Raw genomic sequence first — 16,342 nt, 5'->3', positions numbered from 1 at the left:
AATGTAAACCGATGCTTTTGCATCGGTTTACTTTTAATAAAAATATTAAGAAAGTAACTAAGTGTAATGCTTAAGAGGGACCAAGGCTTAAATTATGAGAAATGAGGTGGAATATCAGTTAAAAGAGCTGATATTAGATGATGACTTCAATAGTTTGCAGAATTTAGTAAATGAAGAAGTCAATCTTATGGAAATTTTAAGAGTTTCACACAGAGAATTACAGCATTCAAATTTTTTAGCATGGCTGTTTGATCCTGCAGAAACTCATAAATTAGGAGATTTTGTATTAAAAGAGTTTATAAAATTATATTTTAAAGAAAATGAATTTCAAAATTTAGGTAATGAGTCAGGTTTATCTGTTTTTGATTTTGTTCACTTAGATTTTGATGACCTCGTAATTCATAGGGAAATGCAAAATATAGATTTATTGTTTTTATCTAAAAAGAATGAATTTTGTATGATGATTGAAAATAAAATATACTCTGGAGAAGGAAAAGGTCAGCTTAGAAAATATAGAAATATTATTGAAACAAGTTATCCTGATTATAAACATAAGATTTATATTTATTTGTCTTTGGAAGATCAAAATATTAATGATCAAGATTCAAAACATTATGTTCAGTTAAATTATGGTCATATTAGTAAGCTGATTGAACAAAAAATCCTAAAACAATCAGCTAATTTGGCTGAAAAAACCAAATTTGTTCTTGAGCAATATTTACAGACGTTAAAATCTATGTTGAATGAAAATAAAGAAATTGAAGATATCGCAAAAAAACTCTATAAGAGATATAAGTCTGCTTTCGATTTAGTTTTTAAATATAGTACCCCAAATGATACAAGTGAAATTGGAAATATTTTACGTGAACTTATCGAGCAAGAGTAGTTATTGTTACCTTATAACAGTAATAAAACTTATGTCCGCTTTCAACCAATATTTTTGCATAAAAATATTGAGAAATTAAAGGATAAAGGTCTATTTCCAAAGCATGGAAATTTAGAAAATAATACTATTTATTTGTATGAGTTCAATATAAGAAATCATGTTGTTAATTTTGATTTAAAAATTGGAGCAGGTGAACAAGAAGTTCGTGAAAGGCTTTTTGAAATATACCGCAAACATAAAAGTTTTTTTAATCGTGTTGACAAGAATTTACAGCCTAAATGGCATCAGTCATTTCAGAAATTAATTTTGTCTGAAAATGATATTGGTGATTTTATAGAAAGTGGGGATACAGAAAAATTGAGAAAAATTCTGACTGAAAAGTTTCGTGAACTTATAGAGCAGGATTTACCAAAGTATATTCAAATACTAGAGTCTGAACTCCTTTAAAATAATGGAATAAGCCCACCATAATGAGTGAGCTTATTCCTTTTTATTTAACGCGCCCGACGTCCACGGCTTTTGGTATTAGGACGTGTGGTACCATTGGTCTTACGACGTGGTTTTTCACTTTCTTCCATTTGCCAAATACGTGGCGTACCTGATTTTTTCTTAGGCGTACCATCTTTATTTTTCTTTTGATGGATTGGCTTGCCACCCGTACCACCAGGTTTTTTCACATAAGAACGCGAGCGATACGGTTCAGCAGCGGGCACATCTTTAAAATCAGGATACAACAACGGTTCAATTTCTTTGGTTTCACCGGGTTGTAAACCCAACTGCACTAAATCAATTGAACCAATTTTGGTACGAATTAAACGCAAAGTTGGAAAACCAACCGCAGCCGTCATACGACGTACTTGGCGGTTGCGACCTTCACAAATTGAAATTTCAATCCACGAAGTAGGTACAGAAGCACGGAAACGTACAGGAGGATCACGCTCCCACAACCATTCAGGCTCATCAACTTTATACGCTTGCGCAGGCAAAGTTATTCCATCTTTCAGTTCCACGCCTTTACGCAATTGTGCTAAGGCATCTTCAGTGACATCACCATCGACTTGAACCAAATAGGTTTTGTATTTTTTATTGGCTGGATTGGTAATAAACTGATTCAAGCCGCCATGATCAGTCAAAAATACCAAGCCTTCCGAATCCATATCTAAACGCCCAGCTAAACGTAAGTCTGGATCATCTACAAAAGCCGACATGGTGAGATGTTTTTCATCTTCACGGAATTGAGAGAGAACGTCATATGGTTTATTTAAGATGACGATTTTCATAAGAAATGCTTCTTTAAATTCAACAAATTGGGAAAATTGAGAGTATTTAAAAGGAAAAACGGGCGATTTCCAATTAAATCGCAAATACAGTGCGTTTGAGATGGGTCTATTATGCGATAAGAATAGGGGAAAGTATTGCTTAAAGACAATTATTTTTTTGTGTGTGCATTAAACTACAGAAACAGACTAGGCATCTATAATGCATAAAATTAAGATAAACGTGTATGAATATAAATTAGGATGTTATGCAACAAGCTCGTTGGTGCTTTATACTAATCTTTAGCTTTTCAATGCTAGCTTTGCTCTGTGCATGTCAGCCACCCGTGTCTGGCGAGTCTGCAGGAATTCAAACCCCGTATTTATATTGGAAATTGCAACAAACTGAACTCACAGTGACTCCACTACAAATTCCAGTGAAAGGTGTGAATATTGCTCAAATACAAGATACCTGGGGTGCAGCACGCAGTGAAGGGCGAAAGCATCAGGGGACTGATATTTTTGCGGTGCGTGGGACAGCCGTCATTGCGGCGACAGATGGCATTGTGCATAAAATTGGTTTAGACCGCTTAGGTGGAAAAGTCATTTGGATTACTGGGCCTGCATTAAGCCAACATTATTATGCACACCTTGATGATTATGCCGAACATATTCATGTGGGAGACTGGGTAGAAGCTGGTGAAGTCATTGGTTTTGTTGGCACGTCAGGCAATGCCCAAAACACGCCACCACATTTGCATTATGGCATTTATTTACGCGGGCATGGGGCTGTGAATCCTTATCCATATTTACTAGCAAGTTCACGCTAACCTCAGCTCTAATATTTTATAAATATCACATATTTTTAGCATTTATGTTTCAAGCCTATTTATATTAGGTAGCCGTCATTATTTTTAGGACAAACCAATTAATCATGAAAATTTACCAAGTTGATGCTTTCAGCCATGAATTGTTTAAAGGCAATGCCGCCGCCGTGCTTGTGAGTAAAACATGGTTAGCTGATGATTTAATGCAAAATATCGCATTGGAAAATAATCTGTCCGAAACCGCTTTTGTCAAAATGATAGATGCGGAAAACTTTGAAATCCGCTGGTTTACCCCCACAACAGAAGTCGATTTTTGTGGTCATGCAACACTTGCTAGCAGCTTTGTTTTATTTAAGGATTTTACCGAGGCAAAGACAATTCAATTTCATGTGAAAAATCTGGGAATTTTTACAGTTCAGCAACAGCAAGATGGCAAAATTTGCATGAATTTCCCGATACGCGCTGCCCAGGAAGTTGAAGATTATCCCGATATTTTACGCCAAGCTTTGACTAAACCATTTAAAAATGTCTATATCAATGCGCAAGCTTATATTGTGGAGTATGAATCGGTACAAGATGTGCTAAATGAACAGCCGAATCTTGAATTATTAAAACAATTGGGACAATTGCGTACAGCTATCACAGCACAGTCGAGTGTTGATGTAGCGATTACTGCTTCTAAAAATGCACAGTATGACTGTGTATCGCGTTATTTCGCACCTGCTATGGGCATTGCTGAAGACCCTGTTACAGGTTCAATTCATACAGCAATTGCACCATTTTGGGCAGAAAAATTGCAGCAAACTGAACTTGTGGCTTATCAGGCTTCAGCCCGAGGTGGCGTACTGTATTGCAAAATTTTACCTAATGGTCGTATCGAAATTTCAGGTTATGCACAGCTATATTTGCAGGGCGAAATCATGATTTAAACTAGATACTGCATTAGACTTCTTTCATGCTTTAAAATTGATCAAATGCTTAGTCAAATTTACGATTGATCATTACTTTATTTTTGTCATATTGAGTTTTCATCTTTCTTTATATTGGAAAAAAAGCTGAGATGAGAGTAGTTTGCTCGTTTTGCTTGGTCTAAATCATATATTTTGCAAATTTTTACGGTTGCTTTAATCGCAGCTTGGTATGCTGTTGCGCTCAATTTGAAAATTGCCATTTTCGATGGCAAATCAAAAATAGAATGAAATTAATCGGGAAAAAGAAGTTGCTACGTTTTACAACCCTCACTTTACCTTTATGTGTACTGGCATTCAATGGCGTGGTTTTCGCCCAGCCAGTTTTAGTAAAATCTCAGCAAGAAATACAAGAATATCAACTTGATAATGGCTTAAAAGTCATTTTGGCACCCAATCAAAAAGAAAATAAAGTCTTTATGAATATGGTGTATTTAACGGGTTCATTGAATGATCCCCAAGGCAAAGGTGGTTTGGCACACTTGTTGGAACATTTGGCATTTAAAGGTACAGAAAATGTACCTGCCGAGGAATTTCAGCGCCGTTTAGATCAATATAGTTTAATGCACAATGCCAGCACCGACTATTATTCGACTAAATACACCAACATCATTCGTCCTGAAACTCGCGCAGTCAATGAGATGATTTATCTTGAAGCGGAACGCATGGATAAGTTGGTCATGCAGGAAAAATATGTGCCTGCCGAAATTGCGATTGTAAAGCGTGAACGTGAAGTGCGTATGGATCAACCGTTTTCAGTCTTGATAGATCAGGTGTGGAAATCGGCCTATGGCAATCAGTATTTTGGACGCTTACCGATTGGCGATTTAAACGAGCTACAATCCATTAAAATGCAGGAGTTAAATCAATTTTACCGCACATGGTACGCGCCTAATAATGCTATTTTAGTGATGACAGGCAAGTTTGATCAGGCAGCGGTGTTAAAACAAATTGATCAACATTTTAGTCCAATTGCTGCACGGCAAATTCCCAAACAGGTACAGGTGCCACGATTAGACAGTAATAAAATTCAGCAACGTAATTTTGTGGTGCAAAAGGGCAGTCAACTGGCCAAGTTTAATCTGTATTTAAATGGCAATGACGAAAAGATCAAAACCGCTTTGGTGCTGTCACCTTATTTACATACGTTGCAACCGAGTGGGCATTTGTATCAAACACTGGTAGAAACAGGCAAAAGTACGATGGTGCAGTCCAGCACTTGGTTAGATCAAGATTTTAATTTGGTGCTGATGGGGGCGTTGTATGCGCCCAATCATGACGCTAAGCAAGTACAAGCTGGCTTGAACCAAAGCATCGAACAGGCAAAGAACTTTAATGATGCCGAGTTACAACGTGCGAAAAACTTGATTCAAAATCAGGCAGACAGTGTGATGAATGATGCGGTGGCTTTGGGTGGTCGCTTGAGTGATTATGCTGTGGCGTATCAGGGTGATTGGACACAATATTGGCGTGATTTGAATAGTATTCAACAGTTAAATGCAGATGAACTGAATCAGCGTTTAAAACAGTTTTTCACTGCACAGCATCGGGTCATTGGCGATATTCAACCCACACCTGAAGATCAAAAACAGGCACTCACAGCAAAAAATAATCCAAATCTAGCAAAAACTTTAGACCAGCAAGATGCACCTGTTGCACCTTTGAAAGATGTGCAAAGTTATCAGCAAGAAGTGACAGACTATGTGCAAAAATCTAAACAAGCTTTGATTCAAAATGAAAAAAAGATTCAGCGTGGCAGCTTAAAAAATGGTGCCAAATATGCATTATTTCCAACTGCAACACGGGATGATAAAACTTATGCCACCATTTCGGTGAATTTTGGTACGGCACAATCATTATTTAAGCAGGGCGAAATTTTAGATTTAACCGCGTATTTGCTGCTGCGTGCATCTCAAGAGCATAGCTTGCAAGACATTGCCGATCAGTCAATTGCTGCAGGTGGTTCAGCATTTGCCCAAGCCGATGCCAATGCGATTCATATTCAAATTGTGGCAAAAAAAGAAAAGTTTAATGCTTTTTTTAACTTTGTTTTAGATGTCATGCAAAACCCAAGTTTTGAGCAAAGTCAGTTTGATTTAATTCGATCTCAAAGTTTATCCAGTTTAGAACGACCTTATACCGAGCCTGAAACTGTAGCAGCTTTGACTATGGCGCGTTTAATTGAAATTTACCCGCAAGGCGATTTACGCTATCACTTCGAGCCTGAATTTGCGAAGCAACAATTACAAGCTGCAACTCAAGCGCAGGTGCAGCAGTTATATCGTCAATTTTTTGCTATGAATCATGCGCATATTGCCATTACAGGTGAGTTTGATCCGAAACAAATCAAAAAAACTTTAGTTCAGCGTTTAGGACAATCGCGTAATACGGAAGCCTATCAACGCTTAGATTCAGCCTATACGGCATATCCTGCGAAAAAGTTGCATGTATTAGCAGAACAGCGCGAATTTGGTAGTTATCAAAGTTTATTGACCTTACCTTTGGGCCTGAATCATCCTGACACACCTGCCATGATGGTGCTGAGTTATATTTTGGGCGAATCGCAGTTGTCTTCACGTTTGGCGCAAGAATTACGTGAAAAAAATGCATTGGTTTATGGTTTTAGTAGTGGTTTGAGTTTAAGTGAATTTGAACCATCGGGTGCGCTCAGTATTTCTGCGCAATACAGTGCAGGCAAGTCGGCTCAAGTGTCACAGGCAGTGCATAAAGTGTTGCAGGATTTGCGCCGTGATGGTGTTAGTTTGCAAGAAGTGGAAGCTGCAAAAGCCGATATTTTGAAAAAGCGTGTGACTGCATTGGAAGATGAACGCAGTATCCACCGTATGTTGGTGCCACAATTAGAACAAGGTCGTGATTTACGCTATCGTGAACGACGTGATCAAGCATTAGCAAAACTCACTAAAGCCGATGTAGATGCTGTGATTCAGAAATATTTACGTTTGGAGCATCTGCTTGAAGTAGCAGCAGATCAATATGGTCAAGCCAATGTTGAGGTGCTGCCGTTAAAGCCGCAGTCTAAATAAAGATTCAATTTAATTTTGAGTAGATAGAAAAACGCATCTATTTTGATGCGTTTTTGTTGTATGTAAGCTTTGTCTACATGCTCAATTGGCTAAAGCTTTATAAACGATAAAACTGTTTGGCATTATGATGAAACACTTGCTGCAAAGCATTTGGATGATAAGCCGCAACAATATCACTGGTTGCATCAATTAAATTGACCAAAGACGTGCTCACCCGATCCATTGGGAAATTTGAGGCAAACATCAACCGATATATTCCAAAGCTTTGTAAGGCATGCTGAATCAGTGGTGCAGTTAAATCTATAATTTCCTGTTTTGAGGCTTCACGTTTTTGCAAGTGAAATTGATGACCTAAAACAGGCATAAATAACCCTGAAATTTTACTGTAAACATTTGGGCAGTGTGCCAACTCGGCAATATCTTCTTGCCAACGAAATAGAATATTTTCTCGTGCTGTTTTGGTCACGCCTGTATGTGTGCCAACTTGCCCGAACAGTCCTGCTGGTGTGCCCAAATGGTCAAGCACAATAGAAGTTTCTGGAAATTGTTTGGCCAATGCCAAGACATCACCCAATTGGGTCGAATACGTCCATGCATCAAAACTTAAATTATATTGCGCCAAAGCTTCAAAACCTTTTAGAAACTTTTTGTTCCGATATAAGTGTGGTTCGTCTGCCCAAGCAAAAATCCCACGATCTTCATGCACGGCTGCCATTTTACGAATTCCGCGAAAATGCGGAGAAGCTTTGTGATGTAATTTGAGAATTTTCTTAAAATTAGAATCGCGCGGGTCTGCAGTGGCGACAATCGCGCCCAAAGCCAAACCATTATTTTTAAAATCCAGACTTTCTATAAATTCGGTTTCACCAACTACGCCTTTGCCTTTATGGTTGTGCCAATTGGCTTCAATATGCACGACTTTTTCAGCCGTATAAAAACCTAAGTCACGGGCATAATGCTCAGGTAAATAGCGCGATGTGAACTGCTCGGTGCGTCCTAAAGTTTCAATGAGTGTTTTTGGTTTTATCATGCGAATGGTTTTATCCAGCAAATTGGGATGCTTGCCCAAAAGCTTAACAGCAAGCCGTGCGCTGTGCGGCGTGTTATAGGGATCCCACTGATGAATATGTGCATCAATAAGTGCAAATCCTAGATTCTGCATAATCATCCTGTTTTTATAACGCTGTTATTTCACTATTCAAAGCCATCACGTTGCAAAAGGGAAGGGTATTGATCGAAAAACTACAAATTGGAAAACTAGCGCATTAAAAAAGCCCCATAGGGCTTTTATGCAGAACTTAATGTTCGTGATCGTGTGAATGATCATGTTTATTGGTATGAAACTCTTCGTTATGACGGAAGCGCAAATAGTTTTCAAACTGTTCGCAGTATTCGTCGTAGTTATCTTCTAGCATCATTTGAAATTGCTGCAAAATATACGACATCACCTGATCTTTGGCATCGCGCATTTCATTGCCATCTTTAAAGTTATTGGCAGCGACCCAAGTATTAAAACGCGCTGTAGCGAACAACATGGCAGCACTGACCTGACCACGAATTTCAGCGGGTTTTACTGTAGAGCCTTTTTCAAAATGACAGAAGCCATTGGCCTGTTTAATAAATTCATCGGCACGTTCAAAAAAAGCCGCATTTAATGCTTCTTCTTCGGTTACATCGGTTGCTTCAATCTTTTGAACCATGAATTGTTCCTAAGCTAAAAATCTGAATGTTTCATTATAGGCAAAGCCTTGCAGAAACAAAACCTTTGCCTTAAGCTAAAAATAGCCTAAGCAAAATTGGAGTGGTTGATGCAAGATGCAATTGCGGTTCAAAGTTTAAAAAGTGACATTGCTTTACTACGTCAAAATATTTGGCCACCCGTACAACTTGCACATGTTGAAGGCTTGCCGATTTATTATGGAACACGCGCAGAAGTGGCAGAATACTATAAGCAATGGACAGGGTTGATTGAACGCGCACAGGATTTATTTCAACCTTTTATGCAAGATGAAGTCATTGATGCCGTGCATTTACCCAGTCATTTGAACTTGCCCTTGTTTTATTTTCATGTCGATCGGATTCGAGTCAATAAAACCCGTGCTAAAGAATCGAAAACTTTTCGGGGAATTGCTAGCCTGATCGAAAAATGCGGGCAATTTGAACCGCAGGAAATTCAAGTCATGCAGCGTTGGTTAGACAGTGATGAAAGTGCAGCACTGGTGGCACATCGTGAGTTTATTGATCTGCGTACTTATGTGTTTCAACATGGACAAAGTGATTACACGCGCACCCGTTTTTATGTGAATGGTATTGTGTTAAGTGTTGAACCGCATTTTGAACTGGTCGATGCGCGCGATAAGCCACGTAAGCAGCGCAGTGACAGTTATCAAGACCCTTTAGCGGATAACCAAACATGGAAAGTGTTTGGTAAATATCGTTAAGCTTTTAGAAAGTGTGCAATATTAAGATTAAATATAAAAAAGCTCAACATGAAATGAATCGGTGTTGAGCTTAAATGTGCTCATTATTTGATGATCACATTTTAACTAAGACCAAAAAGGCTGACTTTCAGCAAACTGCTGTAAATCCTGTTCAATCTGTATGGAAATATGACGCTCTTCAGACGCAATCCATCCCAATACAAACCATGTTTTCGGTTCCGCTTGGGTATGACTTTCGAATAAACCTTGTGCCACCATCAAATCATTAAAATGTCCTAAAGTTTCCTGTAATGGTTTTAGAGTTTTTAAATATGTTTTGACATCATCTTCTGCAAATAAATTGCTCACAAATTCTACGGTATAGCGTAAGCGTTTCACACGCTTACGCGTGCGGTGTTTAGAGTCCACATCTAAGGTTTGGAAATGACCTGCATCATCACAAATTTGTTGATGCAATTTCTGCAAGCGTTTACGTAACACTTTTTTCAATGGTTTTGATTCTGCGTCTGTAACCGCCGCTGAATGTGCAAAACTCATAAGTTGTAACAGTAATAAGGTTGTGCTCGGTGAACGGAAAATTGCATCAATCGCAATATTTTCAGATGCTGTAGGGGGTAGCTCAGTAATAGGTGAGCCTGCGTTTTCAAGTTGTGGAATCAGACTTTCACGCAAAGCATCTTGATCGCGGGTCGAACCTAACTGCTGAAAGAGGGTAGCCAATTGACTTTCCCAATTGTGATTTGCCAGCGCATCATATTCAGCAAAGATTTTTAAGGCGCTGCGTAAACGTCGAATTGCAACACGTGCTTGATGCACATGCCCACTGGCATAATCTTGACTGGCAATCGCAGTTGCATTTGGCAGCAAGTGTGCCAAACAATTCTGAGTAATTTGCGTCAACAACTCATGTATATTTTCGGGGTGTTGCAATTGCAAGGCACTTTGCTGTTGTACAGGAATCATAGTTTCATTGTTATACAGCATATTGCCACGCTGCGATTTACTACGTGTGTCGAGCCATAAATGATATTTTTTAATCCACGGCTGAATATAAGCAATTAAATCTACAATTTCACCTTGTTTCAGTTCAAACTCAACTTCGTAAATTTCAATCGAATTTTTACCTTGGCGGATTTCACCTAAATCAAAAGCAACTTCAATTTGGCTGTTTTTATAATGTGCCAATTGACTGTAGCGTAAACCATCGGTTTCAAACTGCAGAGTTAAATTGACTTCTGAACCATCTAAAGCCTTTTTTAAAATCTTCCGAGCTTGTTTATGATTTTCATAACATGCCAAATCACACAATTCAGGCGCATCATGTCCTAACTCATGTTCAAGCTCAAAGCGTTCATAATGTTGTGGACTAGGGGCTTTTAATGTTTGTCGCCAAATATCGCCCTCTAAACGCTGACGCAGGGCAATGCGTTGCTTGGCTAAGTGCTGGTCAGGACTATCATAATATTTAGCCCATAAACGTTGTTGTTGAACCAGTTTGTTCTTTTTAAATGCTATTTCGAATGCCGCACGATAATTATGTGGAATTTGAAACTTCAACTCTATTTCAGACATCGGGAATTCCCTCGATGAAAAAAGATACGTTCTCTTAACTATAGTGTAAATCCATAAATGAACAAGGAGAGAACTGTGAACAAAAGCTTGAAAAAGAAAATAATTTGTATTCAGTTTTTAATTTAAAACAGCCGAATGAATATTCACAAGGCTGCCGTTGTATTGCAGTATTTTCAGCGTGTGTTTTGAAGATATTAAAGGAACTTATTTTAAGAATTTACGGCTCACCATAAATTGTTCGGTCGCTTCCAATATACGCTGTGCATACACTTCTTGTTTTGCTGTTAGCCAACCCAAAATAAACCAGTCGCTCGCTTCCAATTCAGTTTGTTGAATATATGCGGCAGAAGATGCCAACACTTGATATTCCTGTGCTGCAAGCTGGGCATCATTCAAAGCTTTACTGTATTTCTGCAAATTTTTTACATCATAAATATGCGTCAAAATTGGGAAGCTGAATTTTAGCTCCTGAATACGCAAAGCCAGTTGATCTAAACTTTCAAAATCGTGAATATCACTGTGCTGTAATTGTTCATGTAACTGCTTATATTGCTGTTGCAATGTCTTTTGTGCGGCAGTTTTTAAGTCTAAACCCGAGTGATCGCTCGCGGCTAAACTAAACATCAATAATTCTAAATAGTGATGCACATTTTGCGTTGAACGGACTAAATTGACCAATTTTTCTTGGGCGTATAGGGTATCTTTTTTTAGATTTTCTGCAGTCGTCGGGTTTTGTAAAAACGCGCCGAGTGTGGCTTGCATGTGTTCTAAATGCTGCAAGTGATCAAAATGTTGTTTAAATGCTGCAATTTGCATGGCCCATTTGTCGCCTAATTGCTTCGACCAATCTTTAAATAAGCACAATGTTAGTTGTAAATGCTGCAAAGCAAGCTGTGCCTGATCAAGATGACTTTGCTCGGCAACTTGTGCAGAAATTGCGGCAATATTGGGCAATAAATGCTGTAATTGTTGAGCAATTAACAGGCGTAAATTTTGGTCTGCATGATCTTTTTTACTGAATTGAAATTCTTTGCTTTGAGCCGCAGGGCTGACTTTTTGCTTCACCGAAAGCAAATGTCCAATTTCAGCTTTATTGCGTACATCTAACCATAAATGAAATTTTTTCACCCACTCAAAACTAAAAGCCAGTAATTGCTGAATTGAACCTTGTTTCAGTTCAAATTCAACCTCATGTACTTCAACTTCGGCATCTGCACAACGAATGTGGCCCACATCTAAACTGATTTCAATATCAGTATCTCCAACGCTCATCAGTCGTGAGGTACGTTGAATATCAGTTTCAAACTGTAGTTTTAACTGATCCCAATTTTGCCCCAAAGCTTGATTTAGCAATTGTTGTGCTTCGGGAATGTTTTGATAAATTTGCAGATCAAGTTGTGGTGGGGTATCTGGAGTTTCAATTGGTGCAAGCGGATGGTTATGTTCAAAACTATGAAAATGACTTTGACCTGCCGCTTTTAAAGTTTGTACCCATAGCTCACCTTCTAAACGCAGTCTTAACGCCGTGCCATGCTGAGCCAAGCTGTGTGTAGATGTATCAAAATAGCGTGCTTTTAAAGGAGTTTGGGTCGATTTTTTCGGGTCTAAAGTTTTGAGTAGTGCAGTGCGACGTGCGACTGGAATTTGAAATTTTAATTCAACTTCGACCATGAAAAATATCCTGAACGTAAAGCATGTAGTGCCAAAGCAATGGCAAACAAATTGGTATTATAAATTTGTGAAAATTGCAGAACCAAGGTTTTGCAAAAGTGCGTTTGATTGTAACCAAAATATATCAAGAAGTAAGACTTGACCTTGGCTTTTTAGTGTTTGGTTTTTATTTTGGCTTAGTTTAAAGTGTCGTTGAGCGTAGCAAAAATAATTCAAATTTATAAACATCAGGATGATGAACATGAACGCAGCATTAAAGCCCGAATTTGAGCCAACTCCAGAGCCTAAGTTTGAATCGCCAATTCAGGATTATTCAACATTTTACCGTTTTTATTTAACTGAACACCGCAACATCATGAGTCGTCGTTTGCACGTTGTTGGCAGCAGTATTGGTTTATATTGTGTCAGCAAAGCCATAAGACAGAAAAAAGCCAAATATATACTGTATGGTTTGATGGCAGGCTATGCCTGTGCATGGGTTGGACATTTTATCTTTGAAAAAAATAAACCTGCCAGTTTTAAACAACCTGTGTATAGTTTTATTTCAGATTGGCGGATGTTTGCCGATGTTTTGCGTGGTCATTTAAGTTTACAAGATCGCGCTAAAGATAAAATTCCAAGTTGAATTGAGTGCTTAGTTATACCGTTTAGGCAAAAAGTAAGCGATATGTGATTATTTTCATAAAAAATGTTTAAATAAAATTAATTTTTTGTTGAAATGATAGAGTGGATATTCTAATAATGTGTCATCAAATTGAGTAATAAAAGTTTGTGACTTTCCAAGCCTAGAGTGACCTTTCTCTAGGCTTTTTTTATGCGAAAAATTTCAAGTTGCGTTAAATCAGAAATCATTCATCTTTAAGCAAGAATATATGGTAAGTAGATTACTTAAAGTAAGTTATAAAAATATAGACACATGATCATTTGTCGCACCCCCACATGCGCTCTGGCACAAATGATCATGTGTCTAAATGGGTAACATAAATATGTCGTTATTCGCTGTAGTCACCCATATGGATTTTAAGATCCATATCTTATTGAACTGGTTACAGTTCTTGTTTTGCGCAGTTCAATTAAAGCTAAATCTAGCTTTTAGCGCTATCACTGGAATTTGGTATTTTTAACATTTTGACATAATAAAACCCAAACAAAATAGAAGCTTATTGAGCCCCTATAAGTAAACTTGCTAAGCCTGAGGTTCTGACGTATGTCGCTTGAATATGTAATAATGCAGACCTTGTATTATTTGTGGCTGAGATTATGCGCGGTTTATATCTGATTACCAATGATGATCCTATCGAACTGCTTTTGGCAAAACTAGAAGGGGCGATGGCAACTTATGAAGTCGCGGTGTTGCAATATCGCCGTAAAAATGTGCCTCAAGCTCAGCAGGCATACGAAATCGAATATATGAAATCGATGTGTGATCAATACAAAGTGCCATTTGTGATTAATGATGATCTTGAAACTGCCGTGAAATATGGTGTTGGTGTGCATTTAGGGCAAGAGGATGGCTCTATTGTTGAAGCAGTTGCACGCTTACCTCAAGATGTATTGATTGGTCGTAGTTGTAATAACTCGATTGAATTGGCAAAAAAAGCCATTGCCGATGGTGCAAACTACGTGGCTTTTGGCGCAGTCTATGCAACTGAAACTAAACCAGAGGCAAGTACACTCACATTAGACACACTCACACAGGCGAAGCAACAACTCAATGTACCAATTTGCGCGATTGGCGGTTTAACTGTTGAAAACAGTCAGCCAGTCATTGATGCAGGTGCCGATTTATGTGCAGTGATAAGTGATATATTAGGACGTCCGATGCATACTGTTGCACAGCGTGTTTATGATTGGTCTGCACTTTTCAAAGCAGAAGCTTAAAGCAGAAGCTTAAAGCAGACAGCTAATTTTATTTTATTTTTTAAGTTGAGTGCCTCCATGAGCTTATCTCCAAAGCAAGAACAGTTGTTTAAACAAGCCAATAAACATATACCAGGTGGGGTGAATTCACCTGTACGCGCATTTAACGGGGTGGGCGGTACCCCTGTATTTATTGAAAAAGCCAAAGGTGCTTATTTGTATGATGTCGATGGCAAACGCTATGTTGACTATGTAGGTTCTTGGGGGCCAATGATTTTAGGCCATGCCCATCCTGCCATTATTCAGGCGGTGCAAGCTGCAGCTGAAGATGGTTTAAGTTTTGGTGCGCCAACGGTGCATGAAACGACTTTGGCCGATATTATTTGCGAAATTATGCCTTCCATTGAATTGGTTCGTATGACCAACTCAGGTACAGAAGCAACCATGACTGCAATTCGTTTAGCGCGTGGTTATACAGGCCGTGACAAAATCGTTAAGTTTGAAGGTTGTTATCATGGACACTCAGATTCGCTGTTGGTCAAAGCAGGTTCTGGCCTTTTAACCAGCGGCGAAGGTGAAGCAACTTCTGCAGGTGTTCCTGCTGATTTTGCCAAACACACGCTGACTTTGCCCTATAACGATATCGCCACCTTAAAAGAATGTTTTGCAAAGTTTGGTGCTGAAATTGCAGGGGTGATTGTTGAACCTGTTGCGGGCAACATGAACTTGGTTAAACCGATTGATGGTTTCTTGCAAGAGATTCGTAATGTCTGTGATGAACACGGTTCAGTCTTTATTATTGATGAAGTGATGACTGGTTTCCGTGTTGGCTTGGGCGGTGCTCAGGCACATTATAATGTTAAACCAGACTTGACCACGCTTGGTAAAATTATTGGTGCAGGCTTACCAGTAGGTGCATTTGGTGGTAAACGCGAAATCATGGAATGTATTGCGCCATTAGGTAAAGTGTATCAAGCAGGTACTTTGTCGGGTAACCCATTGGCGATGCGTGCGGGAATTGAAATGTTTAAACATTTACGCGCCGAAGGTTTTTATGAAAACTTAACTGCGCAACTGGAAAAATTGTTGGCAGGCTTACAAGCTGCGGCAAATGAAGCAGGTATCCCATTCAAGACGCAACAAGTCGGTGCGATGTTTGGTTTGTATTTTACTGACCAAGATGACATCACCAGTTTTGATTCTATGCTGAGATGCGATGTTGATGCTTTCCGTAAATTCTTCCACGGAATGTTGCAACGTGGTGTGAACTTGGCACCATCTGCTTTTGAAGCAGGTTTTATTTCATCTGCGCATATTGATGAAGATATTGCCTACACCATTCAAGCTGCAAAAGAAACATTTGCGGAAATGAAGGCGTAATTTGACTTTTGGTTAACACTATCCTAAAAGGCATAGATATCTCCACAATATCTATGCTTTAGGTTAAATTGAAGACATGCTCTTCAATTTAATATCAAAGGCTTAGATCAGCGTCTTGTTAAACACTAAAATAGCCTGGTCAAACTAAATATGAATCCTATTACTTCATTTGCTCCCGCCATCAAAGATATAGCTTCAGAACGGCTTTGTTGTGCAACTATCTTGCACTATGATTTCATTTTATTTTTCGTAAGCATCCGGCTAACACAGCCTTACCAAGCGATCCTATAAGCCTTAATTTAGTTCCCACCTAAAAACAAGTGGGGACTTAATCCATGAACATGGATATATATTCAGCAACACCTCCTGTTGCTAAAAAACGCAGAACATACAGCAAAGAATTCAAACTCAGTATTGTCAATGCCTGCAAAAATCCT

14 protein-coding genes and 1 pseudogene are annotated in these 16,342 nt (G+C 38.6%); 10 read left to right on the top strand and 5 right to left on the bottom strand.

The features are described 5' to 3' along the window. Positions 1-106 precede the first annotated feature (106 nt). Positions 107-886 carry a PD-(D/E)XK nuclease family protein gene (locus L6C30_RS02770; protein ID WP_227515194.1) on the top strand — a complete coding sequence of 260 codons (780 nt, stop codon included), beginning with the start codon at positions 107-109 and terminating at the stop codon, positions 884-886. Positions 887-889: 3 nt separating this feature from the next. Beyond that, positions 890-1,333 (top strand): hypothetical protein, encoded by a 444-nt coding sequence (locus L6C30_RS02765; protein WP_236162391.1) that lies wholly within the window; start codon positions 890-892, stop codon positions 1,331-1,333. Positions 1,334-1,380: 47 nt separating this feature from the next. On the opposite strand, the gene L6C30_RS02760 is transcribed toward L6C30_RS02765, so the two are convergent. Continuing rightward, positions 1,381-2,166, bottom strand: coding sequence for an rRNA large subunit pseudouridine synthase E (locus L6C30_RS02760; protein ID WP_019836684.1), 786 nt, complete (start codon positions 2,164-2,166; stop codon positions 1,381-1,383). 245 nt (positions 2,167-2,411) lie between these two features. Between L6C30_RS02760 and L6C30_RS02755 the strand changes: the two genes are divergently transcribed. The 3 genes from L6C30_RS02755 to L6C30_RS02745 all read left to right on the top strand — a co-directional run bounded on the left by L6C30_RS02755 (position 2,412) and on the right by L6C30_RS02745 (position 6,981). After that, positions 2,412-2,972, top strand: a complete 561-nt coding sequence (locus tag L6C30_RS02755) for a M23 family metallopeptidase (protein WP_026438049.1) — start codon at positions 2,412-2,414, stop codon at positions 2,970-2,972. 104 nt (positions 2,973-3,076) lie between these two features. Further along, the gene (locus L6C30_RS02750) at positions 3,077-3,898 is read left to right on the top strand and encodes a PhzF family phenazine biosynthesis protein (RefSeq protein WP_236162392.1); all 822 of its coding nucleotides are present in this window, start codon (positions 3,077-3,079) and stop codon (positions 3,896-3,898) included. 290 nt (positions 3,899-4,188) lie between these two features. After that, complete coding sequence (locus L6C30_RS02745; protein ID WP_236163408.1) at positions 4,189-6,981, top strand: pitrilysin family protein; 2,793 nt, start codon at positions 4,189-4,191, stop codon at positions 6,979-6,981. A gap of 97 nt (positions 6,982-7,078) precedes the next feature. On the opposite strand, the gene L6C30_RS02740 is transcribed toward L6C30_RS02745, so the two are convergent. Together L6C30_RS02740 and L6C30_RS02735 are read right to left on the bottom strand one after the other, a co-directional pair. Next, positions 7,079-8,143 carry an amidohydrolase gene (locus tag L6C30_RS02740; RefSeq protein ID WP_236162394.1) on the bottom strand — a complete coding sequence of 355 codons (1,065 nt, stop codon included), beginning with the start codon at positions 8,141-8,143 and terminating at the stop codon, positions 7,079-7,081. Between the two features lie 136 nt (positions 8,144-8,279). Beyond that, positions 8,280-8,681 (bottom strand): DUF3144 domain-containing protein, encoded by a 402-nt coding sequence (locus L6C30_RS02735; RefSeq protein ID WP_019836689.1) that lies wholly within the window; start codon positions 8,679-8,681, stop codon positions 8,280-8,282. A 108-nt stretch (positions 8,682-8,789) separates the two neighbouring features. On the opposite strand from L6C30_RS02735, the gene L6C30_RS02730 reads away from it, so the two are divergent. After that, on the top strand, positions 8,790-9,422 hold the full coding sequence (locus L6C30_RS02730) for a hypothetical protein (RefSeq protein ID WP_019836690.1): 633 nt from the start codon (positions 8,790-8,792) through the stop codon (positions 9,420-9,422). Between the two features lie 105 nt (positions 9,423-9,527). Here L6C30_RS02730 and L6C30_RS02725 read toward each other — a convergent pair whose 3' ends face one another. Further along, entirely contained in the window at positions 9,528-10,994 is a 1,467-nt protein-coding gene (locus L6C30_RS02725) for a CHAD domain-containing protein (RefSeq protein WP_236162395.1), read from the bottom strand. Positions 10,995-11,198: 204 nt separating this feature from the next. After that, complete coding sequence (locus tag L6C30_RS02720) at positions 11,199-12,665, bottom strand: CYTH domain-containing protein (RefSeq protein ID WP_230245117.1); 1,467 nt, start codon at positions 12,663-12,665, stop codon at positions 11,199-11,201. 241 nt (positions 12,666-12,906) lie between these two features. On the opposite strand from L6C30_RS02720, the gene L6C30_RS02715 reads away from it, so the two are divergent. The 4 genes and pseudogenes from L6C30_RS02715 to L6C30_RS02700 all read left to right on the top strand — a co-directional run. Then, the gene (locus L6C30_RS02715) at positions 12,907-13,290 is read left to right on the top strand and encodes a DUF962 domain-containing protein (RefSeq protein ID WP_230245116.1); all 384 of its coding nucleotides are present in this window, start codon (positions 12,907-12,909) and stop codon (positions 13,288-13,290) included. Positions 13,291-13,925: 635 nt separating this feature from the next. Further along, positions 13,926-14,546: a thiamine phosphate synthase gene (gene thiE, locus L6C30_RS02710; protein ID WP_230245115.1), complete on the top strand. Its 621-nt coding sequence runs from the start codon at positions 13,926-13,928 to the stop codon at positions 14,544-14,546. A 57-nt stretch (positions 14,547-14,603) separates the two neighbouring features. Continuing rightward, positions 14,604-15,905, top strand: coding sequence for a glutamate-1-semialdehyde 2,1-aminomutase (hemL, locus tag L6C30_RS02705; RefSeq protein ID WP_236162396.1), 1,302 nt, complete (start codon positions 14,604-14,606; stop codon positions 15,903-15,905). 335 nt (positions 15,906-16,240) lie between these two features. Then, a pseudogene (locus L6C30_RS02700) lies at positions 16,241-16,342 on the top strand (IS66 family insertion sequence element accessory protein TnpB); the annotation flags it as partial.

The organism is Acinetobacter sp. KAM396 (assembly GCF_021602765.1).
Taxonomy (GTDB): Bacteria; Pseudomonadota; Gammaproteobacteria; order Pseudomonadales; family Moraxellaceae; genus Acinetobacter; species Acinetobacter towneri_A.
This window is presented reverse-complemented; position numbering and strand designations above follow the sequence as displayed.